Origin of the sequence: uncultured Algimonas sp., assembly GCF_947498175.1 — a bacterium.
In the GTDB taxonomy this organism is placed as follows: Bacteria; Pseudomonadota; Alphaproteobacteria; order Caulobacterales; family Maricaulaceae; genus Litorimonas.
Window position 1 is genome coordinate 275866 of the sequence record NZ_CANMJB010000004.1, and the last position, 25833, is coordinate 301698.

The following is a 25833-nucleotide window of genomic DNA, read 5'->3' on the forward strand; positions in this document are numbered from 1 at the left end:
AGGGCAGCTGATGGGTGGACCATGCGCCAATCTGCCGATCAGAGAAAAAAGACAGACCTTATGTTAGCGCTCTATGTCGATATCCTCTCACCCGGTCTTTCATCCTTTCGCAAAGCATTGCAGGATGAAATCGGTACAGGACAGCCAATCGAAGTCCTTCTGTCCTATAACGCCTATACACAACACGTTCCCGGAATTCTTAGGCCGCTTGATCTGGTGGATGGCGAAGTCTTCAACCAGTCATACCGCAAGGCATATGAATGGCAGTTGGCTCTTCCATCAACGCAGTTAGAAAATGGGCGCTCACTTGCGGATCATATGACCTATGACGGCGATAAAATCGCCTATGGGGGTTGGGTCTGGCGACCCACGCTGGCCATGCATGCGAGAATAGGGGTTCTGGAAATCATATTCGCCGCTTTGGAAGCATCTCCGGACAGCCCTGTCGTCATATTCGGCAAATCACGGGAATTGAGCTGGATACGTGACTTTGCCGAACGCGTTGTAAAACAAAAAGGGCGCGAACTCATCGACGAAACAAGTCTGCTAAGCCCTCAGTCAGCAGAGCTGTATATTGACCACCTAGCATGTATCACAGCCGATATCGAAGCTGGGCGCAGCAACATTCGAAAACAAAGCGAAGATCTGCGCAGGAAACGTCTACAAATCATCGTCAAGCGTGAGAATACTTACCGTGAGCGCATTAAACGCCTTGATGGATCCATTGCTGCGATTCGGAGAGTTATTAAAAATATGAGCAGTGAGGGGTTTAATGCGGAAACGACGGAAGCCATGAGAAGTCGTTTGAGGATGCTCGACACTGAATACGCTGAATCTAATACTGCGAGCGTCGCAACACTGCGTGAACTCGAACTCACTGCATCTGCCCAGGCGGAGAGAGCGGAGGCTTATTCTGTCTTGCGAAAGGACGTTGCGCGCCTGCGACAGATCAAACGTAAGCAAGCTTTGCGGACAGCTACCATTAAGCGCACCATTCAGATCCGCAATCGGCTCAGAAGTCTTGCTGATCGGATAGAAAATACCGAAAAGTACAACAAGAACACAATAGTTGGTCAAGCTTTTCTCGAAACGTATCGGAAGCTCAATCTCGATGATGTAGAGATCGACGATGCAATCTTACAGAAGGTCCTGGATAAGCACTTGAACACTTTGCGAGACTTTGAACAGGACAATGCCAATCTGTTGCGGGACTTGGATTTGCAAGATGCAGTCGGATGGACTTCCGAATGGCTTCCACAAGTCGAAGATGCCTTGAATAGAACTTGGTTGGAACATTCGGCGCCCGACATTTTCGAACGCCTGAAACATCTTCGTTCCGAGCTCCGCGAGTGGCTAGACCTTTATAACAGTGATGATGCTTCAGCCTCGGTCCCACATGCCCGTGCTACACGTTCCAACGCCCATCTCTTGATGCGAGAATTCAGACTTTATGAGAAACAACATGAAGCGCAAACTCGCATGGCTGAGCGCAGAAAGAACGCCTTTAATGCTTTAGAGGAGGCGCTGAAAGTCTTCCGCAAGCGCCTTCCCAACAATTCTCTACCAGAACGCGTAGACACGGAAACAAGGCGTTTGAAAGATCGAGTCGCTTCTGGCCAAGTAACCGAGCAAGAACGTGCTGGCATCCCCGCGAGGATGTTCGCGCTGGCACACATGGTGAAACTGACGACCGCATTAGACGCCCAGTCCATGTTGCTGAAAAACCAAATGAAGAAAAAGGGAGGAAAAGTTTCGGAAGCGGAGGCGATCCTCGTCGCCAAAACAAAAACATTCGATGGCGACCTGCAATCAATCGAAGCGATCAAATTGGAGTCGCAACGGCTGACCGAGGCTGTCACGACCGCGAAGGCCTTGATACAGGCCCTTGCCAAGGATGACGGTCAATGAATTTTCTGCAAAAACTGTTCGGAAAGCGGAAGTCCGTGGACGAAAGCGAGGAAAACTCGCGAGTAGTGAAGGAAAAACCTGTAGCTGACCGGCTTTCGACGTCCACACTCGAATCCGAAGCCAAGCCGGCTTTGCCAGTCGGTTACGAGCTCGATGAAGCAATCGAGCAAGCTCGCGCTAGCCTGTCGAACGTTCATCCAGTTGACCCGAGCCGGAATCGAATCGCTTTTGTGACCCGTGGTAGCAGCGGGGTTCGCTGGTTTCCTGATCCGCAGACGAATACTCTGGTGCAACGCGACGAGTATGCCGAGAACATACCGGAAGCCCTTGTCGAGATTTGTCAAAAGACGGGATGGGAACTGGTTGTCATTTACATGGGCAGAGCACCGGAGTTTGACGCTAAGCATCTGAGCTATTCCGACCGCTTTCCGGAAACGGCGCGCGACGTCGATTTCTCCGGGCTAGGGTCTTCGATCGCCAATCTACGCCTTGCCATGGGCAATCACTTCCAGAAGAAATGGGACGAAGTCCGCGACGATTCAGGCTTCAAGGCCGCTTTCTCCTACAAGGGCATTCCGCTTTACGAGGAGGTCGAACTCGGCCTCGATCGCTTTGCGCCCGTTATCGCGGCCAACGACATCACCAACTATGCCCACTGGAAGGCATTGTTCGACCACTTCTCACCGCTGATGATAATTGGCGGACGTCTGGACTCAAATCCGGGGTTGTTGCAGGCCGCCCAAGACGCCGACGTTTTCTCCGCCAACGTCAAACTCGGAATTGGCGAGGAAATGTTGACACCTTTCTTCCTGGGAGACGGCGACGGTAGACCAGCGAAAAGGATCAGCCCGGATCTGCATTTGCTTTGGGGTCCGAAACAGGCGGAGATGCTGGACGTCCGTGTCGAAGAACATCCCTCCGACTGGGTCGCCGTCGGCCGGACGCGTAACGATAGTTTCGGAGACGCAGCACCAGCCGGACGGTCGGCGCGGTTCCGGGAGCATATCGGCGCGCAGCCCAACAGTCCGATTATTGTGTACGGCGCCAACCACCGGACCTTCTATGCCAAGAACCCCGGCGACAATGACGGGCTATGCTGTCTTAGCTGGAATTCCTACAAGGCCGCCATGGTAGCTCTGATCGACGTAGCGCGTGAGCATCCAGGAACGGTGGTCGTCGTCAAACCGCACCCTTCCGACGACATTTCAAACATTCGCAAGTTTGTCGAAACGATTACGGGGCCTGTGCGGATCGTCACCAACGAGGAAGGCTTCCATAATGCCGCCATCCTTGGAGAAGCAGACATATTCGTGTCCTCGGTCAGTTCGATGTTTAGCGAAGCCTTGGCCAGCGACTGCGTGCCGGTCTCGTTGTGGCTGGATGAAATCAATTTCCTCTACGAAAAAAACCGCCACACCATGTTTAGCGAAATTGCCTTGCCGGCGGAAAGCATCAAGGAGATGAAATCTGTCGTCGCCGAAATCCTGTCAACATCCAACAAAGAGCCGATTCTTGCTGAATTGCGCGGAAACCTGCCGCATTATTTCGGGCCTGTTGACGGTAGGAATGCGGATCGCGCCGTCACTGCTGCCTTGCACGCATTGATGGATCGCCGACCCGAACTCGCAGACGCTGCGGAATGGCTCAAGGACACGGCGGAACTCTCCTATTAGCGCCCTTATGGGGATGGCCGGCTTACAAGTTAGGATCCACCTACCATTACGTCGTAAATGCGGTTCTGATGATCGAGTTGATCGGCGACGCGCAATAGGTGGGGGGAGCCGTCCGGGGACAGAAAGGCCGCTACTTGGCGGCGGATGCCGGGTTTGAAATCGGTATCGTCGGATGCGCCCTCACACTCGATCTCTTCGACGGCAAAGCCGGCTTTGGTGCGGATCTTGAGCCCTTCGAGTGGCTGGAACATGTAGGTCCGCCCATTCGTGCAGATTTCGACCATCCAACGCGGCGCTGCGTTCCAATCGGCATGATAAGAAAACAACGCTCCAGTCTTCGCGAGCCCGTGACCGACGAACACGGCAGGATCATGCCATCCTGTTGTCCCAGCGCTCATCGTCTCGATCATGTCGGGGAAGCCACCCATGAAAAAAGCCATGTCCGCCACATGGGTGGAGTTGGCAAGAAACCACGAGGCCTTAACGCTGTCGGGCTGTGCGGACGGCCCGATGCGGTCCGACCATTCACTAATTTCGAAGCGGAAGGAAGTCGCCCCCCCATCCTCTGCGATGCGGCGGCGGGCTTCTTGGACAGACGCATAGAAGCGGCGGTTATAGGCGACAAACACATCGCTGTTCGTAATCTCGGCCTTGGCGACGACCGATGCGATTTCCTGGGCGTTCAGTCCGGCGGGTTTTTCCACCAACATGTTGCGGACCCCGGCATCCATGAGTGTGATAGACGCTTCTGCCAGGACGGGAACCGGTAACGCGACAATGGCGTGGGTGCAGTCTTTCAGCGCGTCGTGGTTGGCATCTAGGCCGCCGGTCAGGACAGGGAGGCCAACAACGTCTTTGAATTTGGCGGCAGACGTTTCGCCGCGGCCGACCACGATGCTGTCCACGCCATCGGCTTTCAGCACATGGCCGTAGGCTTGGGCCATGGGTCCGGCACCGATCAGTGCGACTTTGACAGAAGGACTCATGAGGCTCGCTTTCTTGGATCAAGTCACCATGCAGAGGTCGCCATTCGGCGCCTGTGGGTGAATGGCGGGACGTAACGCGTCGAGATAGAGGCGGTGCAAGCGCGAAGATTGTGCGAGTGTAGGCAGGTTGGAGGTTCGCTCGGCGACCATCTCCTGCAATGCAAACCCGAGCTGGCTAGTGTAGAGTATCGTGAAAGGGTCGGAATTTATCATGCCGCCGGTTTCACTGATGTCGTAGCCTTTTCCGTTCTGTTCGACCCTGATTGAGATAGGATCTCCATTGCCGGGTCTGGATATCAGAGTGGCTACGCTGTCATCGGCCAATTCGGCCCGCAAAGTTCCGGTCAGTTCGCGGTAGCCGGCGCGCTTGGCGTCTCTTGCATCCGCGTCGTTTAGCATGATCGTCTTGATTTCGCTATCTGCGAGAAGCTCGGCAAGGGCCAGGAAATGGATACCGTTGCTGCCCAATCCCCAGTCGGAGCCGGTGACCTCCAGAGAAAGCGGTGCATTCGTTAGACGAGCTGCTAGAGACCGATAATCCGGCCATATGTTTCGCGTCGTGTTCACCCATGTCGGAATGCCTTCCAACAGCTCGGCAGCTCGGTCGTAATCGCTGTCCGCGGTAAATAGGACCTTTTCCAGCATGACCGCGCGCGGTCGTGTCCGGGCGAGCGTAGAGCAAAGCGCATCCATTCGCTGGTGCGCCGAACAGGCTATGATCAACAGATCGACCGTCTCGGGAAGCTCGTCCGCGCTATTGACCATCTTCAGCATATTGACGCGGCCATCGGTGCGCCCGACTTGCGCAAAACGTTCCGCACTCAAGTTGCGCGCTGCTTCGGAAGGTTCCACACCAAAGACGCTTAAATTCTCCAGCTCTACCGTTGCCGCTGACTGCAGCAGGCGCGAGCCGATGTTGCCGCAGCCGATCACCGCGATCGTACGGGGTCGTTTCGTATCGCTCATATTCGTTTTCCGAGGCATTGCTAAGCCGCCTACTGACCTTCCTCGTCACTAGGCATGAAGCGCGACTGTGCTGCTTCGAACTCGCTTTTGGAACCGATGTCGATCCAGGTGTCGCGCATCAAGTGGACAGAACAGTCGTGTTTGGCGTTCACCAGATCAGAAAACAAGGTCGGCATGTCGTAGAACTTGTCATCGGGAACGTAGCGGAGGGCCTCGCGCGAGACGCAGTAGATGCCGGCGTTGATGTGGTGGGTCAGGGTCGGCTTCTCGCGTGTCTCCTGATAGCGATGACCATCGCTTTCCACGACGCCGAAGGCAATGTTCGTGCGATGTTCACGAATGCACATGGTGGCCGTCGCACCCGTCTTGACGTGGACGCCGATCAGGTCGTCGAAATCCATGTCCGTGAGAAGGTCACCATTCATGACGATGAACGGCATCCCCATGTTCCTGGGTAGAAGCGACAGGGCGCCGGCCGTGCCGAGACGCTTATCCTCGCGAATGTAGCTGATGTGTACGTCCATGTGATCGCCGTCACCGAAATAATCTTCGACCATATGACCCAAATAGCCGATCGAGATGTAGAAACGGCGGAATCCCTGCTCTCGGAAGCGCAGGATGATATGCTCGAGGATCGGCTTGTCACCAAGTTGGAGAAGAGGCTTCGGACAATTTTCCGTAAGCGGCATCAGGCGGCGGCCCAGCCCGCCCGCCATGAGCACGATGGGAGCAACCTTGTCGGATGTACGCGGCAAATGTTTCTGGCCTGCCAGACCAAGCAATATGCCGTCTGCATCCACGATCGGGGCGTAGTCTATGTCGCGGGAGACGAGTTCGGACTCGACATCCATCAGATCGTCATCCCTGAAGACGAACGGAGTGCGATTGGCGATGCTGTCCAACGTGTCGTCAAGTTCCGCACCGCTAATGATGGCGCGGCGGAAATCGCCGTCTGTGGCCGTCCCGACGAGCCTTCCCTTCTCGTCCGTCACCAACAGGATCTTGGTGACGGATTTCTCGAGCTGCTCCAGCGCTTGGCGCAAACTCATTGTCTGCGAGGCGCGCGATGATGCGGCGTCCTGAATATCCATGACCTGCCCCTACTCTGTCTCGGTGTTTGAACTGCCGGACTTTCGCGTCCACGGCATGATTTTCCGTTTGAGCGCGCCTGCACGGCGCAGCCGGTCGCGGGATTCCTCTATAAAGCGCGCATGTGGCCGATGTGCCAGTTCGCCCAGACCCGTCCGGCCAGCCTCGATATCCGCCCTTAGCCAAGTATTCAACAGGCGCACTCGCGCGATTTCGTGCTCACGCCTATGGCTGTTAGCGGCATCCCCCGTCTGCGTGTCCGGACGGACGAACTGTCTGGCCAGTATGTCCGGAATGACACCGATATCGCCTTTGGTCATCAGGCGTAGCCACAGGTCCCAATCTTCGAGCGCATCAACGCGCATGTTCATCCCGCCGACCTCACGATAGGTGGAAGCACGGAATAGGGTGCCGATGGTCAGAATTCGGTTGCGCTCCGCCATGTCATAAAGGGTCGGCAGCAGTTCCGGAGCGTGGCGTTTCAGAAGGGTCTGGCGCCCGCCCTCTTCGAGAACCTTCTCATATCCGCATGTCACGGCGATATCGTCTGAATGGGCGTCGAGATAGTGTGATAGGCGCTCCAATGCCTGCGGAACCAATGCGTCGTCATCGTCGTGCAGCATGAGATAATCGCCAGTTGCCGCATCCAGTCCCATCTTGGCGGCGCGTGCACGACCTAGATGTTCGGCCTCGTCGATCACGGTTTGAGCTATGCCTACGCCAGAGAGACTGCCGGCATCGATCGGATCTTCTCCATCATTGACCACGACCCAGTCGAAAACCGCGGTTTGCATGCGCAAGCCCTCAGCCGCGCGCGCCAAAGCGTCGGGTCGGCCGAACGTGCGCGTCACGACGGAAATGGATGGTGATCCCATGCGCACCCTATACCCTGAGGATTTCCTTGAGTGTTTCGATGACGCGGTTCTGCTCACCTGCCGTCAGCTGGGTCGAACAGGGCAGGGTCACGATGCGGCCCCAGACGCCCTCGCCGACCGATTGGTCCTCGCACGGAACGTCTGCGAAAGGTTTTTGCAGATGAACGGGCTTCCAGAAGGTCCGAGCCTGGATCCGACGGTTCATCAGCGCGTCGCAGATTTCGGAAGCAGACGGCTGGATCGCCTCATCCACCACGATGCCCGAGAACCAGCAGGTGCTCTGCCGGTCATTCGGATAAGGGAACGGGCTGACTCCGGGCAGCCCGGCCAGCTTTTCATCATAGGTAGCCCGGATGCGGCGTTTGGCAGAGAGGAACTTTGGCAGGCGTTCGAGCTGCGCGCAGCCGACTGCGGCTTCCAGATTCGTCATGCGGTAATTGTAGCCGACTTCGTCATGATCATAGTCCGTGGAAACGCGGGCCGTGGTGGAGACGTGCTTGATCCGGGTCAGTAACGCATCGTCGTCACCCACCACCATGCCGCCGCCGCCGCTGGTGATTGTCTTGTTGCCGTTGAAGGAATAGCAGGTCAGGTCCGCGCACTGCCCGATGGGACGGCCCTTGTAATCCACCCCTATGGCGGCAGCCGCGTCGGCGATAACCGGAATCCCGTAATCGCGCGCAATCGCGTTGATCGCGTCCATATCAGCCGGCGTACCAAGAGTGTAGACTGGCATGATAGCGGCAAGGCGCTCGCCCGTGTCGACATGGAACCAATCTTCGCCGCGCCTCTCTACCTTGGCATCCAATCCGGCCCGAACCTTCGCCGCATCAAGCGTCCAGCTGTCAGCCTCGATATCGAACAGCCAGGGCCGCGCGCCTGCATGGGCGATGGAATTAGCCGAAGCAATGAAAGTGAAGCTTGGTAGGATGACCAAATCTCCACGCCCGATATCCAATGCGTGCAGCGACATGTGCAGCGCCATCGTGCCGGCCCCCATGGCGACAGCGTGTTTGGTTCCCGACAGCTTAGCCACACCCTCTTCCAATTCGCCGACAAAGGCGCCGACCGTGGAGACATAGGTCGTGCGGATGCACTCCTGCAAATTGTCGCCTTCGGCTTGGGTGATGTTCGGGACAGCAAGGGGAATGAATGGAAGTTCGGCCATGGATCAGGCTCGCTGGTCCAGATTGGACTTGCTATCGATGTGGGCCTCGAGAAAGCGAGGCTCAACACGGGCAATCATCGCCTTGATCTCGTCCTTATCGGCTTTGTTTTCGCCTCCGACCACACGGATCAGATCTGACACCAGACCGGATACGCTTGCCGTCCTTGGGGCCTTGTAGGTCACCACACCCAGCGCGCTCAGTCCGATTTCTCGGTAGGCTTCGCCTTCGCCGACAAATTCTTCATAGGGCTTTTCGCCCGCCGTATTGGACGGGGTGATCAATAGCGGCCATTCGCCCCTGGCGCGACAGGACCCGACAGCTCGGATGGCCTCGGCTTCATCGTCATAGAGACGCGGAGTGAGATCGTGCGCTGTAAGAAATGCTTCGGCGACTGACTGCAGTGTCACGAGGTGTTTCTGCGGATCGAGCTTGGGCACGGCGATCTGCTCGTGATCCGGAATGATGGAAGCCAGCATGCAAATCTGCCCACTCTCTTCCAGACTGACGAAATAACGGCGGATGCCGTCGGGCGCGGCGAGCGCCTGTCCGCTAGCTAGGCGATTCTGGAAGCTCTGCAACAAAGAACCATTGGAATAAGCGACATTGGCAAAACGTGCCGTCGTAACCTTGCCTGTCAGCCCGGCCTCTCGGGCGCCGTCGAAAAGTACGTGTTCCATTATCCGCTTGGTCGCGCCCATGAAGGAGACCGCATTGGCGGCTTTGTCGGTAGAGACGCTGAAATAGTCGGCATCCGGGTTGGTTCTGACAATGAAGTCTCGGAACCGCGCCTGCTTGACGATATTGGTGTCCAGCATCTGCAGCACGGAGAAGACGTCCTTTTCGCTACGTACATGCTTGATCGCCGCGAAGTTCAGGATGCGGTCGTAGTTTTCCTGCTCCATCAGGCGGAGCATGGCAGCGCTGCCGTAATCAAGCGGCAGAGTGCGGAAATCCTGGGTCTTCAGTACGCCGGGGCGGGACCGGAACTGTCGCACCAACTCAGCCAGCGCATTCTCGTTCTGGTCGACGACATGCAGGGCCGCCGGCGCGTAGCCCGCCAGAACCTTGACGGTTTCCGACCCAATCGACCCCGCAGCGCCGACCGCAAGAATACGCTTGCCTGTCACCGCTTCGCAAATTGCTTCGTCGCAAGCCTGGACATCGTGCGAGAACATCGACCGTTCACGATGCGTGGCAGTGGAAGATATCGACATGGATGGTCCGAAAGATTAAAATCAGGCTGCGTTCGGGCCACATTTGAAAATGGCGGGATCTCAGCGACACCGCTCGACTAGCAAGAATGCGTCACGCCGACAAGGTGCGGCAAAACCTGTTGACGCCTAAACGCTCTTTTTGAAGCCGTCGTGTCGGCCTGTCGGATGCTTACATGCAGGCACTTTGGAAAATCGGCTTAAGTCGAGCAATCCTACTCGCTTTCCCTTACCGGCTTTACCGCTGATTTCAGACCGGTTTAGGATGTTCTGACGGAACCGCTGAGAACCGTTGCTTTTGCAGGGCAGCAAGCCATGGCGCTGCGAAAATATAAATGAACTGAAACGGAATTCTCCCGATCCGACAAGCTTGCCTCGGCAAGCCTGCACCTGTCATCACGGATCGAGAGGATATCTTCAGGGAACCGCGCCGGCGGCCGAATCCATACTTGCACGCATAGCTTCGGCAGTCGGAACATTGTCCAGAAACGCCGTTGCAATTTCGTCCGTGAACTCCTTGTTGAGACTGTAGCGGAGCTCCAGTGACGCGTCCTGCGGCTTGCCCGATTTGTTCAGAATGTCACCTGTCTCGATCAGATCCACAACCCCGTCGACTGCAGCCCGCGCCGCTTCCATTCCCACCGTGAAATAGTCGCCCGACTGAAAGTCCGGCCGGACAATGCGGAGGATTTCGCCGCCGTCCAGTTTGTCTGACAACCGGTGCAGCGTAGCTCCGATCATGTCGAAGCGTCCATCATAAGCCGCCCAGAAATTGCACGAGCTGCCGCGGTAGTAGGGCGATACACCCATGTGGATGTTCACCGCATTCAGTCCGATCAGATGCTCTGCGAGCCATCCCTTGATGAAACCCCCACCAAAAACGACGGCACAGTCGCAATGGGCCAAATCGTCCGCTAGCGACGCATTGAGATGATTCATGTCGCCGAACGCCATGGGGAGGGTCCGCAGCCCCGAAGACTGCAGACCAGGTTGTCCGAACACCTCGCGCTCGGCGGCCCTGACGCGGGCGAAATAGGTCTTCATCACATCCGACTTGCGGATGAAACCGCGCTGCGCGCCGGGAAACAGTGTCGTAACCTCCTGCAGGACCGTAACGCTGTCGCAACGCTCAGCCAGACGGCTCAGCAGATATTGGTGCCGCGGGTGGTTCATGGTCACGACCAGCGGATGGCGTAGCGGATCAACGGGCGCGGAAGCAGTCATATCGGTGCAGCTTTGTCTGAGAGATTTCAATCGATGGAATGTATCAAGTCGGTGTGATTGTCGCGTGGAAGTTCCAACATGGGCGACAGCCCGCCTTGCACGCAATCGGCGCGAAAGCCGACATCCACGTCCAGTTCGACAAGAACATCAAGTGTCGACGCATTGTAGGAATTGGATGGATGGCTCATCGTTCTCGGCGTTTCCCCACATATGCGTTCGATGCTCAGTGAGTTGCGGCGGTATTCGGTGAACTGATGGTCGCGACTAAGATTTTCCATGCGCGTGGGGTGAGTGGTGGAATGAAGCCCAATTTCGTGCCCACGGTCGTGCAGCGTAAGAATATGGTCTTCCGAAAGAAAGACCTGTTCGGCGATATCACCCTTCTCCAGGCCGGCTGTGACAATCATGTCGTCAACCATGCCTCTGTAAGCCTCCGGTCCCAGCACTTCGTCACGCACAAAACGAAACAGGCGATCCGACGAACTGTAAACTTGATAGGCCGACAGATAAGTTTGTGGATCGAAATCACGCTCAACGCGCGCGGCTACGATGTCGGCGTGCGACGATCGCGAAACGATCGTGTGGAAGTCCGCGTAGAAGTCGTCGACGTTTTTGAAATGCACGTTTCGGAAGTATCGATGAGTTTCCAGAACGCTCGCTTCGTCGCTCGACTCGATCTCATATATGCCTGTGTAGATGAAGTATAACGCTGTGAGGCCCTTCGCTTCCAGAATGGGCAAGGCCACATCATATTGTCCGCGCAGCGCATCGTCGAAAGTGATGCAGATCTCGTCGCGCAGCGCACCTGCGCGGCATCTCTCCAACCATTCCCGCGCGGGGAGCAGTCTGGACCCGAAGTAATCAAGCATAACGGCGAATTCATCGGACGACATGGACCCTTGCGCCGTTGGCGGCAGCGCGTCGTCATGCAGATGATGCGCCATGATTCCGAAAGCCGCAGCATGCGAGACCGGGCTGACAGGCAAGATGGCCTCACCCGGCGCGCTCTCATTCATAGGATTTGGCTTCATACGAATTTGGCTTCACACCCATGGCTGGATCGGTCATTGCAATTATGTGCAGGCCCCGGTTCCATTGCCGAAGATTGGACCGATGGCCGCTAGCAGCGGATCCGTCAAAAGACAACCAGGTATCGGGTGCGGAGCCCATCTACCGGACTCGCTTTTGACCTCCCCGATCCAATTTCGCGCGGTTGCGCAGTTTTTCCATATAGGTCATATCGAGCTCGCCCCGTGTTTGGCCCGCGACCCGTCCGTGTCTATAACACCTTGAAAAAAGCTGATGATGCCTTCCAGATTTATCCAAACCTTCGATGACCCTGACGCGCCCTGTTTCGTCATCGGCGAAATCGGGGTCAATCATAATGGCTCTTTAGATCTTGCCCATCAATTGATCGATATCGCGGTCGAGGCGGGGGCGGACGCCGTGAAGTTCCAGACCTTCACGGCCGAAGCCCTTGTCACTCGGACCGTACGCAAGGCCAATTATCAGTCGCGCAACCATCAAATCGACGAAAGCCAGCTGTCCATGCTCAAGCGATTGGAGCTGTCCGAGGCCGACCTGCGTGCCTGCAAGAATCATTGCGATGCCAAAGACATCGTCTTTCTATCGACCCCGTTCGACGAAGCGGCTGCGGACTTGCTGGAATCGGTCGGTGTGCAGGGTTACAAGGTCAGCTCCGGCGATCTCACCAATTTGCCGCTACTATCGCACATGGCCGCAAAAGGCCTGCCCATGATCATCAGTACGGGTATGGCGACGATGGCCGAGGTCGAGGACGCAGTGCGCGCGGTCGAAGCGGCAGGCGATCCGTCGCTCGCCATTCTGCACTGCGTTTCCGATTACCCGGCCGCCCCGGAAGAGGCGAACCTCGCCGCAATAGACACGATCTCGACCGCTTTCGGTAAACCGACCGGATGGTCCGACCACACACTTGGTGACGCCGTCTGCCTCGCGGCTGTGGCGCGCGGCGCGCGCATCATCGAAAAGCACTATACTCTCGACACCGCGATGGAAGGTCCCGACCACAAGGCCTCGCTCGACCCGGACGAATTTCGTGATCTGTTACGCAAAATCCGGATCGTGCAAACTTCCATCGGCGACGGCGTAAAACGCCCTCAACCGTCCGAGACTGAGACCGCCCAAGTCGCCCGCAGGTCCATCGTCGTCGCGCGCGACATCAAGGCGGGCGAGACCATCGCGCGCACGGATCTCGTGATGAAACGCCCTGGCACGGGTCTGGCGCCGAAACACTTGGATTGGGTCGTGGGCCGCACCGCACGGTCCGACCTTCCGTCCGACACGCTCGTCTCGCTTGACCAGCTCGGCTAAGTGGGCGCACCCTCCACAGTCTGGGTCCTGACGACCTCGCGCGCCGACTTCGGCATCTATCGTTCCGTGCTGAGCGCGCTGGACAGCCATCCGGCGCTAACCCCCGAATTGATCGTGACGGGCATGCATATGAGCGCGCGGCACGGCGTCTCCCTGCCAGCCGTAGAACAGAGCGGCTACGACATTGCGGGCCGGTTCTCATGCTTGGAAGAGGACGACGATAGCCCCCATGCCGTTGCCCATAGCATGGCCCGCGCGACCGAAGGTCTGGCAAATGTCTTGCAAACGCGCTGTCCCGACTTGCTCCTGACGCTGGGCGACCGGTTCGAGATGCTAAGCGCGGCGTTGGCCGCAATACCATTTCGCGTTCCCGTTGCACATATTCACGGCGGAGAGGAGACGGAAGGCGCGATTGACAATGTCTTTCGCCATATGCTGACGAAAATGGCGCATCTGCATTTTCCGGCCACACCCACCGCGGCTCGGCGCATCCGCCAAATGGGCGAGCCTGCGGCGCACATCGTGACGTCCGGAGCTCCCGCGCTTGACAGCATTTCGGCAACACCGAATTTGACGGCGGACGAATTCGAGACTCGTTTCGGCTTTCCACTGGATGAGCCATTCCTGATGGTCACTTACCATCCCGTCACGCTGCAGACTGATACCTCCATGCGGGAATTGAAAGCGCTGCTGAGCGTGTTGCAAGAACGCCCGGAGAGGATCGTCTTTTCCGGGACCAATGCCGATACGGGCGGAATTGAGGTGCAGGCGAATATTGACCGCTTTGCCGCACGTCATAGCAATATCGTTCAAATCGAGAGCTTTGGCGCAACGGCCTACTATACGGCGATGCGTCATGCGCAGGCCATGCTCGGCAACAGCAGTTCCGGCATTATCGAAGCCGCCAGCGCGGGACTGCCTGTGGTCAATATCGGCGACCGTCAGGCCGGTCGGGAACGCTCGGCCAACATCGTCGACACGTACGGCCGTATCGAGAACATCCGCGCGGCCCTCACCGAAGCGCTATCCCGGAGAGGAACGGATTTTCGGAACGTCTATGGCGACGGCAAGGCCGGCACGGTCATCGCCGACGCGATCGCGGCTTACTTGTCCGATTCACCCACGGCGGGGAAGGCCTTCGCCGACATCGGAGTTTTCGCATGAGCCGGGATACATGAGTCCGGTCGTCATTCTCGGCGCGGGCGGTCATGCGCGCGTGCTCGCGGACGTTCTGAAGCGCAGCGGCAATGCGGCGCTCGGGTTCATCGACCGCGATCCTGGCGCGCCGGGCGTAGTCGGAACGGATGCGCAGTTAGGTTCATTGGCCGACACGCATCAAGACCTGCATTTCATCGTCGGCGTAGGTTCTGTGCGGGGCGGACACGGCTTGCGCGAAAAGCTTTGGACCATGGCCCTCGAGGCCGGTCTTGAACCGATGTCAGCCGTCCATCCAGCGGCTATCCTGGCCGGGGACGTCACTCTCGGCGCGGGCACAGTCGTCATGGCAGGTGCGATATTGAATCCCGGCGTGTGCACGGGAGTCAACGTTATCGTCAACACGGGCGCAGTGCTGGACCACGACGTAAAGCTCGGAGACCATGTCCATGTCGCGCCGGGCTGCACTTTGTCTGGTGGCGTAGAGATCGGCGATCATAGCCTGCTTGGCACAGCAACGGTAGCCCGACAGAGCGCGCGTGTCGGCTCTAACGTGACGATCGGAGCCGGCAGCCTGCTGCTGGGTGACTATGCCGACGACCGGACTTACTTCGGCCGCCCGGCGAAAGCGTGGGATTAGGTTATTTCTGCCGAAGACAGATTGACCGCCTGGCCAATTGTCATGGCATGGCCAGCGATCGATACGCCGGACGATCTGAAGCGATTGCGCCGTTTCCAGCGGTGGAATCTCGCGCCTTGGGTTTCGGGAACGGGCGGGCGCGTCTTGCTTCCTGAAGTCGGCGAAGTCGCCGACCCGGACTGCGCCGATACGCTTCTGCTCTGGAACCAGGCGGAAACCATCGGTGCGCCGCGTGACCGGCTGGAACGGGGTTTGGCCGTCGATCCGCTTATGGACATCAGCGCGTCCGATACGCTCAATCGATGGGTAGCGACACAATTGGGAGAAGGCACGCGGGCTGCGCGGCACTGGCCGCGCTCCGTGTCGGACCTGCGCGGTTTCATCGGCAACCGTCCGGTGCTGATTGTCGGCTCCGGACCACAGACGGCCGAGGCGCGGCAAAGAGCAATCCGCGACCAGCCTGTGCCGGTGATTCTCGGCTCGGCTCTCGCCGACACGGATTTCGTTGACATCCTGCCGCCTGGCTTGGTGGTTTGCGCGGACGGGGCCGGTCAGTTCGGAGCCACTCCGGCCGCACAGCAGCTGATCGGCATGATGGCGGGGCAATTACGGCGCGGCGCGCATCTGGTGGTCCCGGAAGAGCTCGGTCCGCTGGCGCGCCACGCCTTAGGGGAAATAGCGCCAGATCGGATCCACAGCGTACCGATGGGAGGGGGTTCCGATGCGCTCTGGCGGAACGGACAATCGCGACCTTTGGGCAATGTGCTTACCACGCTCGGTCTGCCTGTCGCAGCAACGATCGTCGTACAGAGACGCAACCCGACGATCGACACGATCGGTATCAGCTTGATGGCCGCAGGCTCGGAGGGCAGCACCCATTGGGCGCACAGAGCGGCATCAACGCTCCTCCGGCGAAAAGCGACCGATCTGTTGGTGCAGGAGCCCGGCTCCGTGCTCCCGGTGGACGGCTATTTGGATCGCCATTACTCTGCGCTTGATGCCATGATCGGAGAGCTGAACGCCGACGCCGTTTCCGTAACCGCATCCGCGGAACCCATCTATTCGAGTTCATCCGACTCGAAGCAAACTCCACTATATTTGAATGCCGTCCGGAGGCTTCTCGCCTCTTTCGTCGAAACGCTTGATTGGCTTGAGGCCACACGGCATGGAATGGCCGTGATGATCGGACTCTCAATAGCCGTTCTAGCAGTCATAACCGGGCTGCAAGGAACCAAATTCGCCGCGGTCGCCATTGCTCTGACAGCCCTTCTGCTCAGTCTGGCCACGGCTGTGTTCCTGCGGCTACGGATGCGGCGCTGGCAACACATATTTGAACGACGCCGCCGACTCATCGAAGCACGCGGGCTGGAGTTGATGTCCGAACGTCTCGCCGCCGTCGAGGACCGTCTTGATGCACTCGATGATCATGGTCCAAGGTCTACCGACCCTCAATAATATTCGGTCAGCAGAAGGACGCCATCCGACCCGGCCCCGCCAGATGCGGCAAGCACAACCTTCGGCGTCATTCCAGCCCCGGCTCCGCCTGCGCCGTAACCTGTCGCGTCCAAGCCATTGCCAGGGCGCGGCACTCCGCCCCCGCCGAGTAGGGTCGAGCCTCCGGCCTGACTGCCTGTGATCACATTGAGCGATCCATAGGTCGTGCCGCTGGATCCCGGCTGTCCGGCAATTGCGAGATCACCACCTGAAGCCGAACCGCCCTCTCCTGGAAGATAGTGGCGATAGCCGCCATTGGCGATGCGCTCCGGTGCCCCCATGCCCCCGCTGGCAAAGACAGCGGCCACACCGGAGCCGAACTGCGTATCGCCTCCATCCTCACCGGAGCGGGTTTCTCCGGCCGCAGGCAGGGACAGGCCCCCTGCGCCACCCGCACCGACCGTGTAGGTATAACTTTGCTGCAGCGCACTGCCAGTGATGCGGGCTTTGACATGTCCCCCGGCACCCCCGCCGCCGGCCCCGGCAAGGACGGATACGTTCGGCACATGTGCGCCCGCACCACCGCCCCCACCGCCTTGCGCGACCACATCCAACGCTACGACCCCGTCCGGTACGGCATATTGTCCCGTTCCCGGGCCGAATACGCGCACTATGCTTCGACCTGTCGAGAGGCCGTTGGCGCTGACGGTGCCGCTATCCGCATCAACGCTGAGCGTGTCGACCCATCCAGACTGGGCCGTATGAGCCCGAAATGCGAGGCCCCCGCCCTGTGTCAGGCCGATCTCAGCTTTGCCTACAAAGCCCGTTTGAAACAGGACGGACGCGCTATCCCGTGATGAAGCACGGTTTATCGACAATCGGTGAGACCCTCCATTCCCTGCGCTCAACAGCGTGGAATCACCGCGTACGGACAGGGGGTTGAGTGAGTCCGCATCGGTGCCGATGCCGAGGTGTGAGAGGCTATCGGGCATGCTCCTTCCACCGCCCCATTCAACCCGTCCATGCCATCAAAAACCAGGATCGTCCCCGTCTCCATATCCCAAGCGCGCCACCCTGACTGCGGCTCGAGGAAACGCCATTGCCCGAGCGCGCGAGCGGCGACGGTGCCATCGCGGCCTGCGAACGCACCGGTTGCATCGGCGGAAACCCGCAGGCAAACTCCATCCGCGGCATTTGCAGGCGGCTCGAGGGCTTCTCCGGCCAAGGTCAGTTGCACAGCGGCGTCGAGAGTGGTCAGCGCTTCCTTGACAATGATGTGTTTGGCTTGCGCCGGGGCGGGTGTGGGAAGGGACAGGCGCGGCGTGGTCATGAAAGGGCTCTCCAGAATTATCGAAGACCCTATGGTAGACCCTGTTCCGACAACGAGGATCGAATATCTGAAAATCTTTGCAAAACGGTTTGTAAACAACAAGTTGTTGTCGAACCCTCATGTGCTTGGACGAGGATGGGTCTTGGCAGTGTGTCCGGACTTCATGCTTCGCGGGCCGAGACTGGGCGATCTGCCGAAAGGCATGGCAATCTACGTCTACCGAAGAAAAGCGCTAGGGCATGGCTGCCAGGGCTGCCTCGATGACTTTGTCCTGATCTTCCGGTTTAAGATAGGCGTGCATGGGCAGGCTAATGCAGACGCGGGACACCAGGTCTGTGACCGGCAATCCGTTTCCGACCGTCGGGAAGTCGGCATAAGCGGTTTGTCGGTGTGTTGGGCGTGGATAATAACGTGCCGTAGGGATCCCGACTTCGGATAGGGCTTTTGAAAACGCAGCTGGATCACACACCTCGACCGTATATTGCGCCCAGGTCGATATGACGCCGCCCGGAATGACTGGGATACGGGAAACATGGTTCCGCAAACCTTCGTCATATCGCGCCGCGATCCGGTTGCGAGCGACGATTTCCTCAGCGAAAACAGCCAATTTCGGCAATAGGATCGCTGCTTGAATCGTGTCGAGCCTGGAGTTTAAGCCGATCCGGTTATTATCGAAAGGCTCTTCCCCTCGCCCATGGAAACGCAAGCTCTGCAACACCTCCAGCAACGCCGCGTCGTTCGTTACCAGAGCCCCGCCGTCGCCGTAACACCCCAATGGCTTGGCCGGAAAGAAGCTCGTCGTCTGCACATCCGCCCAAGCGACCGGGTGGCGTTCGTCCAGAGTTGAACCGAAACCTTGCGCGCTGTCCGAAACCAGCTTCATCCCCGACTCTCGAACGATCGGTGTAATGGCCTTGTAATCGGCGCACTGACCGAACAAGTCCACGACGATGACGGCTCTCGGCGTCAACTCGCCTTTCGCTCGGACGTTCGCGATCGCCTGTTTCAGGCTGTCCGGGCAAAGATTGTAGGTGTCGCGATCAATGTCGACGAAGATTGGTGTGGCACCGAGAAGGGCGATCACCTCGGCCGTCGCGTGATAGGTAAATGACGGGCAGAACACGGCGTCACCCAGACCGACACCCCATGCCATCAGCGGCAACAGCAACGCGTCGGTTCCGTTGGCGCAGCTGAGTGCATGATCGGCGCAAGCGAACTCGGCCAGTCGTTTTTCCAGCTCGCCCACCTGCGGGCCGAGGATGTAGCGTCCGTGCCTCAACACGTCCGCAATGCCCGCATCGATGTCATCCTTCAGGCGTGCCTGCTGAGCGTGGAGATCGATAAACTGCATGAAGAGAACTCCGGTCGTGCCCGTTCTGGAGAGCGCAGGGCAAGCCGGGTCTCGATAAAGCGCCGGAGCGCAATTCCCAATCACCTTATTGCGCACACCATTACAATCACAGTCGGAAATGGACCTGGACCCGGAGCTGTCCTCGCGACTGGAATATTCAGGTCCCAAACCGTGATACGCATATGTCGCGGAGGCATCGCGCGCCGGTCACGATCGTTGTCATGACGGCTTTAAACCGTCATCACGAAACTCACGGGGCTTTTGACACGGCAGCCAAAACCGTAAGCTGGAGTTCTAACCAGGATCGCCGATAAGGCCGAGGGACGTGAAGAAGGGGTGTTCATAATAGTCCAGCATGCCGCGCGCGGTATCGAGTTCGAAAGGCGTGTCGATGTCGATGGCAGGGCTGGATTGAACGAGATGACCCGTCTTGCCGAAGAATATGCCCTTGGGTCGCGCTTCACGGAAGCTGGAAACGCGGAAGACATAGACCGCCCCTGTCAGGGCGTAGCTGGCATCCTCCGACTCGGCAACGTTCCACGCGTCCCGGCCGGGCATTAAGCGTTGAACGCAACAATGTTCATCGACCGTGACCAGCCACGACGGATGATAGCTTAAAGCCTGGAACGTCGCCACGGCATCGAGCTTGCCCGCATCCAACGCCGCAATGCAAGCCATGATTTCTTCGAGTGTCCGGAACGGCGAGGTGGGTTCGAGATAGACGATGATGTCCGGTGTCGTCCCTTCGGCATCCATTGCATCAAGATGATAGTGGAGCATTTCCACTACAGTGGAATGATCCTGCGATATCTCGTCGGGACGGTCCAGCACCTCCGCGCCGCTATCGCGGGCCGCCTGAGCGATATCCGGATGATCCGTCGAAACGCAGACACCCATCGTGTCCGGTACCGTCTGGCCGATCGCGACCGCCCAGTGCAGGAGCGAGCCATTGCCGAGCCCTTGCAGATTCTTGCTCGGTATACCCTTGCTGCCGCCACGCGCAGGCACGAAGACAAGGATATTCGGGGATGTGCCCGGATCGGTAGCATCGCTATGCATCTGTTCCCTCATCGGCCAGAGCCTTTTCCATCCAGACCCGGGCGAGGGTCAGGTCAAAATCGGTATCTATATCGATGGAACGGTGATGAGGCATTTCGTAGGCATAGGTCGGATCCATCAGGAAGCTCGATTTCTCGGAGGCGAGGAAGCTTTCACGATCGCAGACGTAGACCGCTCCGTTGGGAACATAGGCCTTCTCCTGTTCCTGGCGCCTTTTGAATGGATCGGCCGCTTCAAAATAAGGCTCCATGATCTCTTTGCGTTTGGCCCAGAAACGTCCCGGGGTGACTTCGCTTTCCGTGACGCTCACGACGGTATGGCAGCGGACCGTCTCGAACAAATCGACGCAGGCTCTGATATCCTGGGTCAGGCGCAGGGGTGAGGTCGGCTGCAGATAGACGAAACGATCATAGCCGTTTCCGAGAATGTCCAGGGCGTGGAGCGCCGCCGCCTTTGCGGTTGCGGTCGAACCGGACAAATGCTCGGGACGGTCAATGACGCCTGCCCCGTGACGCCTAGCCTCGGCTTTCGTGGGCTCGTGATCGGTGCTGACATAGATGTTGTCCAAGCCGATGACAGGCGCGGCCGCCTCGATCGCAATCTGGATCAGGGAACGTCCGTCGATCTCCATGAGGTTCTTGCCAGGCAGGCGGACGGAGCCCCCTCTTGCCGGTATAATTGCGGGGATGACGGACATCACCGCCCTCCCGAATCAGTGACTGTCTTTACCAGCACGAGAAGCCTCCATCGACGAACAGGTTTGTGCCGGTAATGTAGCCTGCGGCGGGAGAGGCGAGGAAAACGGCCGGCCCCACAAGGTCTTCGACACGGCCCATGCGGCCAAGCGGCGTGCGCGCCTCGTACTGGCTGACGAACGCGTCGTTCTGGCCGGACTGAACGCCACCCGGCGTCAGTGTGTTCACGCGAATGCCGTTGCGGCCCCAGTATCCCGCAAGATAGCGCGACAGACTGACAACACCCCCCTTCGAGGCCGAGTAGATCGGCGGCGTGTTGATCTGGGTACCCATATAGTTCGAGCTGGCATAGAGGGACGGGTTCGGTGCGATCGAGCCGTAGATACTGGACACGAAGGTCATGGAGGCAGTTGCACCATGCTCTCGCATGTGTGCCGCCATCGCTTGGGAAAGAAAGAATGCGCCCGACAGGTTGACGTCCATGACTGCGTTCCAGACCTCCGCGTCCATATCGTCTGGACCGGCCATGAAACGAAGCAGATCCGGCCCCTTGGAAGCCGCATTGTTGAGCAGGTGGTGGATCGGCCCCATCGCGCCTGCAATCTCTTCGGTGATCCCGGCATTATCCGCCTCCGAACCGATCCGGAACGCAAAGCCCCTGATACGCCCGGACTCCGCCTGCTCCCCGAACATTTCGCGCGTGCGCGCGGGCGTATCGTCCATCATGTCGATCAGCGCCACTGTGGCTCCGGCGTCCAGAAACCCTAGAGCCATGTGCCGACCCAGAATTCCCAATCCACCTGTGATGACCACGCATTGTCCGGATAGCGAAAACTTCGAATTTGCCATGAGTAGCCGCTCGCTGTGTTTCCGGTGCCAGTGTCGAAAGCGCCGTTCGTAACGGTCATAGACATTACGTCGAAGCCGTTATGACAGTCGGAAAGACGACGCAAGTGTTGCAACGGGCGGGTGTTCCTCTCTTGCCGCAATATAATACGCACTCTGGCGGAGACGATTTCGTTGCGAAGTCATTCGCCGCTTTTCGGTTAAAAGTCTGTCTTCCAAATGTAGCGCAATTGAGGCCTTTGAAGTGCGAGAAAGGAAATTAAGGCGTCGTCATGAAGATCGCATATCGCAGAGACATCGATGGATTGCGGGCCATCGCGGTCGGAGCCGTGGTCCTTTTTCACGCCAACGTCTCGGCGATCCCCCCCGGGGGAGGGAGGGGTATGTCGGCGTCGACGTGTTCTTCGTCATTTCGGGCTTTCTGATCGCCACCTTGATCGTCAAGCACGAGGGCAGCTCGAAAGAATTCTACAAGACTTTCTATGAACGCCGGGTCCGATGGCTGTTCCCGCCTATGGTGCCGGCGTTGCTGTTCACGCGCGTCGGCGGCGATCATGGCCGGCGGGATCGCCCTGTCGGTCGGCCTGTCCGTGCTGTCGTATTTCTATGTCGAACAGCGCCTGCGAAAGCGACGAATTCTGGCGTCCCCCAACCGTTTGCTCATGGCATTCCTGGCCGGTTCCGTTGTGATCGGCCTGACGGGCGCCGTCATCCGGATCAGCGACGGCCTTCCAAGTCGGATTCCCAAATCCGTTGCAGAATATAAAACGAAACTGGCCGAGCAAAATTTCAGATTTAGAGAGGCATCCGAGGTCGAGAGATGTTGGCTGAGAAACGACAGCGACATGGACACATTGACCCAGAAATGCATGGCATCGGAGGAAGGCCGGAAAAATGTGATCGTGATGGGTGATTCCCACTCCGCCCACCTCATGGCCGGATTGAGAAGCGCCTTTCCGGAAACGCATTTCAGCCAAGTTTCAGGCAGTAGCTGTCCGCTCGTGAGAGGCTACTCGGCCGGTGTGAGAAAGGCCTGCCGTGCCATTCTCGACTGGATGGAGGACACCAACAACTTTTGTCCCTTCCACGCCGTAGTTCTGAGCACACGAGGCGAAAGGGATTCGGCCCGACTTTTGGGCCAATGGGCCATCGAATTGTCGGAGATCTATGACGGCGAAGTTCACGTCGTGGGACCCGCCTCCCTTCTATGTTCTGAACATGCCGACCATTTATCCCGAGATAATGGACAAGTCCGACGAAGACATCGATGCCGCTTTCGATGAGGCCCTAGATGCCCGGCTGACCAGCCTCGACGCGCAGATGGCGCATCAATTGACCGAAACCCGGGTGAATTACATCTCGCTGTTCGACGTCATATGCGAAAGCGATGTAACGCTATGCAGTCATTTCGATACGCAAGGATGGCCAATCCTCGTCGATAATTCGCATTTCAGCCGACAGGCTTCCATCGAGGTTGTTGCAAAAGCGAAATCCACAGGCCGCCTGCGTCTCGATTGACATGAACGGAGCCCACACGATGGGAGCCACGCTGGTCACGAAAGACAAAGCGCCTCAGGACCAGCCCGTGAAAGGCATTCTCTAGCTGACGACCGTCGTTCTCGTTGCGGCAGGGGCGGTGTTCGCCTTGTTCTATACAGACCCGGCACAGGGACCTAGCATGGACACGGCGACCGTTTCCACGATGCCGCAAAGCGCCTTCAAACCCGGCGTGAACATCGCGGTCGGAACACATTCGACACAAAGAGGCACAGCCGACGTAACACTCGACGCGGACACGATCGTCATCCGCGACATCGATCCCGACCGCATACAGGATCACCGTTGGGTCGTGTCGGGCGTCGAAGCCGGCCAAGACCATACAGCCGTGTTCGGCATCATCCCGTCCAGCAACTCCGCGCAGACAACGAATTTCAGCACCATCTACGCAGCCAAGGGAGATACACCGCGCGTCTACACCGCCAATGTCAATTCGGCTCTGGGAATGGCACGTTCCACGCGCAAAGCAGCCATCGAGGGTCTCGAGATCTTCAGACTGGACAGCCAATGGGCCGTAATCATGATAACCGCAAGCCCGCCCACGCCGTCCACCATGCAGGTCATCGTCAGACCGAGCACCCAACCTGAGGGAACAGACACGCTCGCTGTCACCGTTTTCGATGTTTCGATAAGAGATGCGAACCGTGGGCAATGATCGTGCGTCACCCAGCGGTTGAACGGGCATCTTTACCCCGGACCGCGAGTGCGCCCTTGCCTATCGGGTCCGGCGCGGCGTATTCGAGCGAAGCCGAAGCGGTACGGCATCCGTGAGGGTTTCGGTCTAGCGTCACCGCGATCTGAACAACTCAAAGGCACGCATCCGCACCTTTTGGCACAGGCAACGCATGGTCTTCAGTTCTTTCGACTTCGTGTGGGTGTTCTTGCCGATCACCTATCTTCTGTTCCTGATCGTGAACCGGATGTTTCCACGTGCCAACGGTGCGCTGCTGCTTGCGGCATCCGTGATTTTCTACAGCTATTGGAGCGTGCTTTACCTTCCGCTGCTGCTCGGCAGTATCGCGGTCAACTATGCCTTGGGCTTCATCATTCACCGCCGCGGCGTGTTGAAACTGGGCGTCGCGCTCAATCTCGCCTTGCTGTTCTGGTTCAAATATGCCGCCTTCGTGCTGGGCATCTTCACGAGCGGAGACATCGCCTCCGACATTCTCGGCAACGTCATCATACCATTGGGAATTTCCTTCTACACGTTCCAGCAGATCAGCTATCTGGTCGACGTGAAGCGCGGCGATGCCGCACGCTCCGGTCCCTTCACCTATGCAGCCTATGTATCGCTGTTTCCGCAACTGATCGCCGGGCCGATCGTGCGTTATGCATCGATCGAAATGCAACTCAAAGGAATGTTGCGCGGTGTCCCGACGCGGCGACTGATCGTCCTCTTTTCCTCCGGACTGTTTCTGTTCGCCCTCGGACTGTTCAAGAAAGTCGTTCTGGCCGATGGGCTCGCCAATTGGGCCGACCCGGTCTTCGCACAGGCCCTGGTTGGGCCGATCAGCCAGTCGGACGCCATACTCGGGACGCTGGCCTACACTTTCCAGCTCTATTTCGATTTTTCCGGCTATTCCGACATGGCGCTCGGCCTGGGGCGAATGTTCGGACTCTACCTGCCGATGAACTTCTTCTCGCCCTATAAGTCGCGCTCGATCGCGGATTTCTGGCGGCGCTGGCATATCTCCCTGTCCTTCTTTGTGCGGGACTACATCTACATTCCGCTCGGCGGCAACCGGAAAGGCGTTGCACGCCAAGCGCTCAACCTGTTCTTCGCCTTCATCCTAATCGGCATCTGGCACGGGGCGGGCTGGACTTTCGTTGTCTGGGGTGTCGCCCATGCGCTCATGGTTCTGGTTTCGACGTTTAACCGCCGCCTTCCTCTGCTGAAGGCAATCCCACCGCTCCCGATGGTCATGGCGGTCGGCGTCACATTCGTCTGCGCGGCGCTGGCCTGGATTCCGTTCCGGGCCGAAACTCTGGACGCGAGCTGGACGATCCTGTCCTCCATCTTCGGATCGGAGACGGAGAAGACTCTCTTCGTCGCCATCGGCGAAGAACGGCTCGGCATGATTGCGGTCGGGCTGTCCGCGCTCGTCGCATTCTTCGCGCCCAACGCCCTGCAATGGCTAGGCTCGCGTCGCCATGCGCTCCTGTTCGGTCAGGCCTGGCCGACAGGACATTATATGAAACGCGATTGGCGTCGGCGCTGGTTGTTGCCGGTCATGACGGCGCTCGCGCTCTATATCGCCCTCTCCTCGATGGAACTCGAGCCGTCCTCCTTCATATACTTCAATTTCTAGGCAG

General features: G+C 58.3%; 24 protein-coding genes and 1 pseudogene. 11 read left to right on the forward strand and 14 right to left on the reverse strand.

Annotated features, from left to right (window positions below; all coding sequences use genetic code 11):
• The first annotated feature begins 21 nt into the window (after positions 1-21).
• Positions 22-1908, forward strand: a complete 1887-nt coding sequence (locus tag Q0718_RS08370) for a hypothetical protein (protein WP_298916259.1) — start codon at positions 22-24, stop codon at positions 1906-1908.
• On the forward strand, positions 1905-3581 hold the full coding sequence (locus tag Q0718_RS08375; RefSeq protein ID WP_298916262.1) for a hypothetical protein: 1677 nt from the start codon (positions 1905-1907) through the stop codon (positions 3579-3581). The genes Q0718_RS08370 and Q0718_RS08375 overlap by 4 nt, the downstream gene beginning before the upstream one ends.
• 29 nt (positions 3582-3610) lie before the next feature.
• Here the strand turns inward: Q0718_RS08375 and Q0718_RS08380 are convergent, their stop codons facing one another.
• From Q0718_RS08380 to Q0718_RS08415, 8 genes are all read right to left on the reverse strand, one after another.
• A complete protein-coding gene (locus tag Q0718_RS08380; RefSeq protein ID WP_298916264.1) occupies positions 3611-4567 on the reverse strand; it encodes a Gfo/Idh/MocA family oxidoreductase in 957 nt (318 codons plus the stop codon).
• 18 nt (positions 4568-4585) lie between these two features.
• Entirely contained in the window at positions 4586-5533 is a 948-nt protein-coding gene (locus Q0718_RS08385) for a class I SAM-dependent methyltransferase (RefSeq protein WP_298916267.1), read from the reverse strand.
• 29 nt (positions 5534-5562) lie between these two features.
• Positions 5563-6624, reverse strand: coding sequence for a nucleotidyltransferase family protein (locus Q0718_RS08390; protein ID WP_298916270.1), 1062 nt, complete (start codon positions 6622-6624; stop codon positions 5563-5565).
• 9 nt (positions 6625-6633) lie between these two features.
• Positions 6634-7497: a glycosyltransferase family A protein gene (locus tag Q0718_RS08395; RefSeq protein WP_298916558.1), complete on the reverse strand. Its 864-nt coding sequence runs from the start codon at positions 7495-7497 to the stop codon at positions 6634-6636.
• 7 nt (positions 7498-7504) lie between these two features.
• A complete protein-coding gene (locus tag Q0718_RS08400; protein ID WP_298916273.1) occupies positions 7505-8665 on the reverse strand; it encodes a DegT/DnrJ/EryC1/StrS family aminotransferase in 1161 nt (386 codons plus the stop codon).
• Between the two features lie 3 nt (positions 8666-8668).
• A complete protein-coding gene (locus Q0718_RS08405; protein ID WP_298916276.1) occupies positions 8669-9880 on the reverse strand; it encodes a polysaccharide biosynthesis protein in 1212 nt (403 codons plus the stop codon).
• A gap of 414 nt (positions 9881-10294) precedes the next feature.
• The gene (locus tag Q0718_RS08410) at positions 10295-11101 is read right to left on the reverse strand and encodes a hypothetical protein (RefSeq protein WP_298916279.1); all 807 of its coding nucleotides are present in this window, start codon (positions 11099-11101) and stop codon (positions 10295-10297) included.
• Positions 11102-11127: 26 nt separating this feature from the next.
• Positions 11128-12117, reverse strand: coding sequence for a polysaccharide deacetylase family protein (locus Q0718_RS08415; protein WP_298916281.1), 990 nt, complete (start codon positions 12115-12117; stop codon positions 11128-11130).
• 289 nt (positions 12118-12406) lie between these two features.
• Between Q0718_RS08415 and neuB the strand changes: the two genes are divergently transcribed.
• From neuB to Q0718_RS08435, 4 genes are read left to right on the forward strand one after another with little or no spacing between them, the layout of a single operon-like run.
• Complete coding sequence (neuB, locus tag Q0718_RS08420; RefSeq protein ID WP_298916284.1) at positions 12407-13453, forward strand: N-acetylneuraminate synthase; 1047 nt, start codon at positions 12407-12409, stop codon at positions 13451-13453.
• A complete protein-coding gene (gene neuC, locus Q0718_RS08425; RefSeq protein ID WP_298916287.1) occupies positions 13454-14617 on the forward strand; it encodes a UDP-N-acetylglucosamine 2-epimerase in 1164 nt (387 codons plus the stop codon).
• 10 nt (positions 14618-14627) lie between these two features.
• Complete coding sequence (locus Q0718_RS08430; protein WP_298916290.1) at positions 14628-15248, forward strand: acetyltransferase; 621 nt, start codon at positions 14628-14630, stop codon at positions 15246-15248.
• A gap of 42 nt (positions 15249-15290) precedes the next feature.
• Positions 15291-16703, forward strand: coding sequence for a hypothetical protein (locus Q0718_RS08435; RefSeq protein WP_298916293.1), 1413 nt, complete (start codon positions 15291-15293; stop codon positions 16701-16703).
• On the opposite strand, the gene Q0718_RS08440 is transcribed toward Q0718_RS08435, so the two are convergent.
• The 6 genes from Q0718_RS08440 to Q0718_RS08465 form a co-directional block, all read right to left on the reverse strand.
• Positions 16697-17353 carry a hypothetical protein gene (locus tag Q0718_RS08440; RefSeq protein ID WP_298916296.1) on the reverse strand — a complete coding sequence of 219 codons (657 nt, stop codon included), beginning with the start codon at positions 17351-17353 and terminating at the stop codon, positions 16697-16699. The two genes, Q0718_RS08435 and Q0718_RS08440, sit on opposite strands and share 7 nt — an antisense overlap.
• A 233-nt stretch (positions 17354-17586) precedes the next feature.
• Positions 17587-18012 (reverse strand): DUF2793 domain-containing protein, encoded by a 426-nt coding sequence (locus Q0718_RS08445; RefSeq protein WP_298916299.1) that lies wholly within the window; start codon positions 18010-18012, stop codon positions 17587-17589.
• 232 nt (positions 18013-18244) lie between these two features.
• Positions 18245-19363: a DegT/DnrJ/EryC1/StrS aminotransferase family protein gene (locus tag Q0718_RS08450; RefSeq protein ID WP_298916302.1), complete on the reverse strand. Its 1119-nt coding sequence runs from the start codon at positions 19361-19363 to the stop codon at positions 18245-18247.
• A 294-nt stretch (positions 19364-19657) separates the two neighbouring features.
• Positions 19658-20422, reverse strand: coding sequence for an acylneuraminate cytidylyltransferase family protein (locus Q0718_RS08455; protein WP_298916305.1), 765 nt, complete (start codon positions 20420-20422; stop codon positions 19658-19660).
• On the reverse strand, positions 20415-21119 hold the full coding sequence (locus Q0718_RS08460) for an acylneuraminate cytidylyltransferase family protein (RefSeq protein WP_298916309.1): 705 nt from the start codon (positions 21117-21119) through the stop codon (positions 20415-20417). Before Q0718_RS08460 ends, Q0718_RS08455 begins: the two co-directional genes overlap by 8 nt.
• A 28-nt stretch (positions 21120-21147) precedes the next feature.
• Positions 21148-21966, reverse strand: coding sequence for an SDR family oxidoreductase (locus Q0718_RS08465; RefSeq protein ID WP_298916312.1), 819 nt, complete (start codon positions 21964-21966; stop codon positions 21148-21150).
• A gap of 394 nt (positions 21967-22360) precedes the next feature.
• Between Q0718_RS08465 and Q0718_RS13690 the strand changes: the two are divergent.
• The 5 genes and pseudogenes from Q0718_RS13690 to Q0718_RS08485 form a co-directional block, all read left to right on the forward strand.
• Positions 22361-22441: pseudogene (locus Q0718_RS13690) on the forward strand (hypothetical protein); the annotation flags it as partial.
• Positions 22442-22517: 76 nt separating this feature from the next.
• Positions 22518-23246 carry an SGNH hydrolase domain-containing protein gene (locus tag Q0718_RS08470; protein WP_298916315.1) on the forward strand — a complete coding sequence of 243 codons (729 nt, stop codon included), beginning with the start codon at positions 22518-22520 and terminating at the stop codon, positions 23244-23246.
• Entirely contained in the window at positions 23206-23481 is a 276-nt protein-coding gene (locus Q0718_RS08475; RefSeq protein ID WP_298916318.1) for a hypothetical protein, read from the forward strand. Before Q0718_RS08470 ends, Q0718_RS08475 begins: the two co-directional genes overlap by 41 nt.
• 160 nt (positions 23482-23641) lie before the next feature.
• Positions 23642-24175, forward strand: a complete 534-nt coding sequence (locus Q0718_RS08480; RefSeq protein WP_298916321.1) for a hypothetical protein — start codon at positions 23642-23644, stop codon at positions 24173-24175.
• Between the two features lie 190 nt (positions 24176-24365).
• On the forward strand, positions 24366-25829 hold the full coding sequence (locus tag Q0718_RS08485; RefSeq protein WP_298916324.1) for an MBOAT family O-acyltransferase: 1464 nt from the start codon (positions 24366-24368) through the stop codon (positions 25827-25829).
• The last annotated feature ends 4 nt before the right edge of the window (positions 25830-25833 follow it).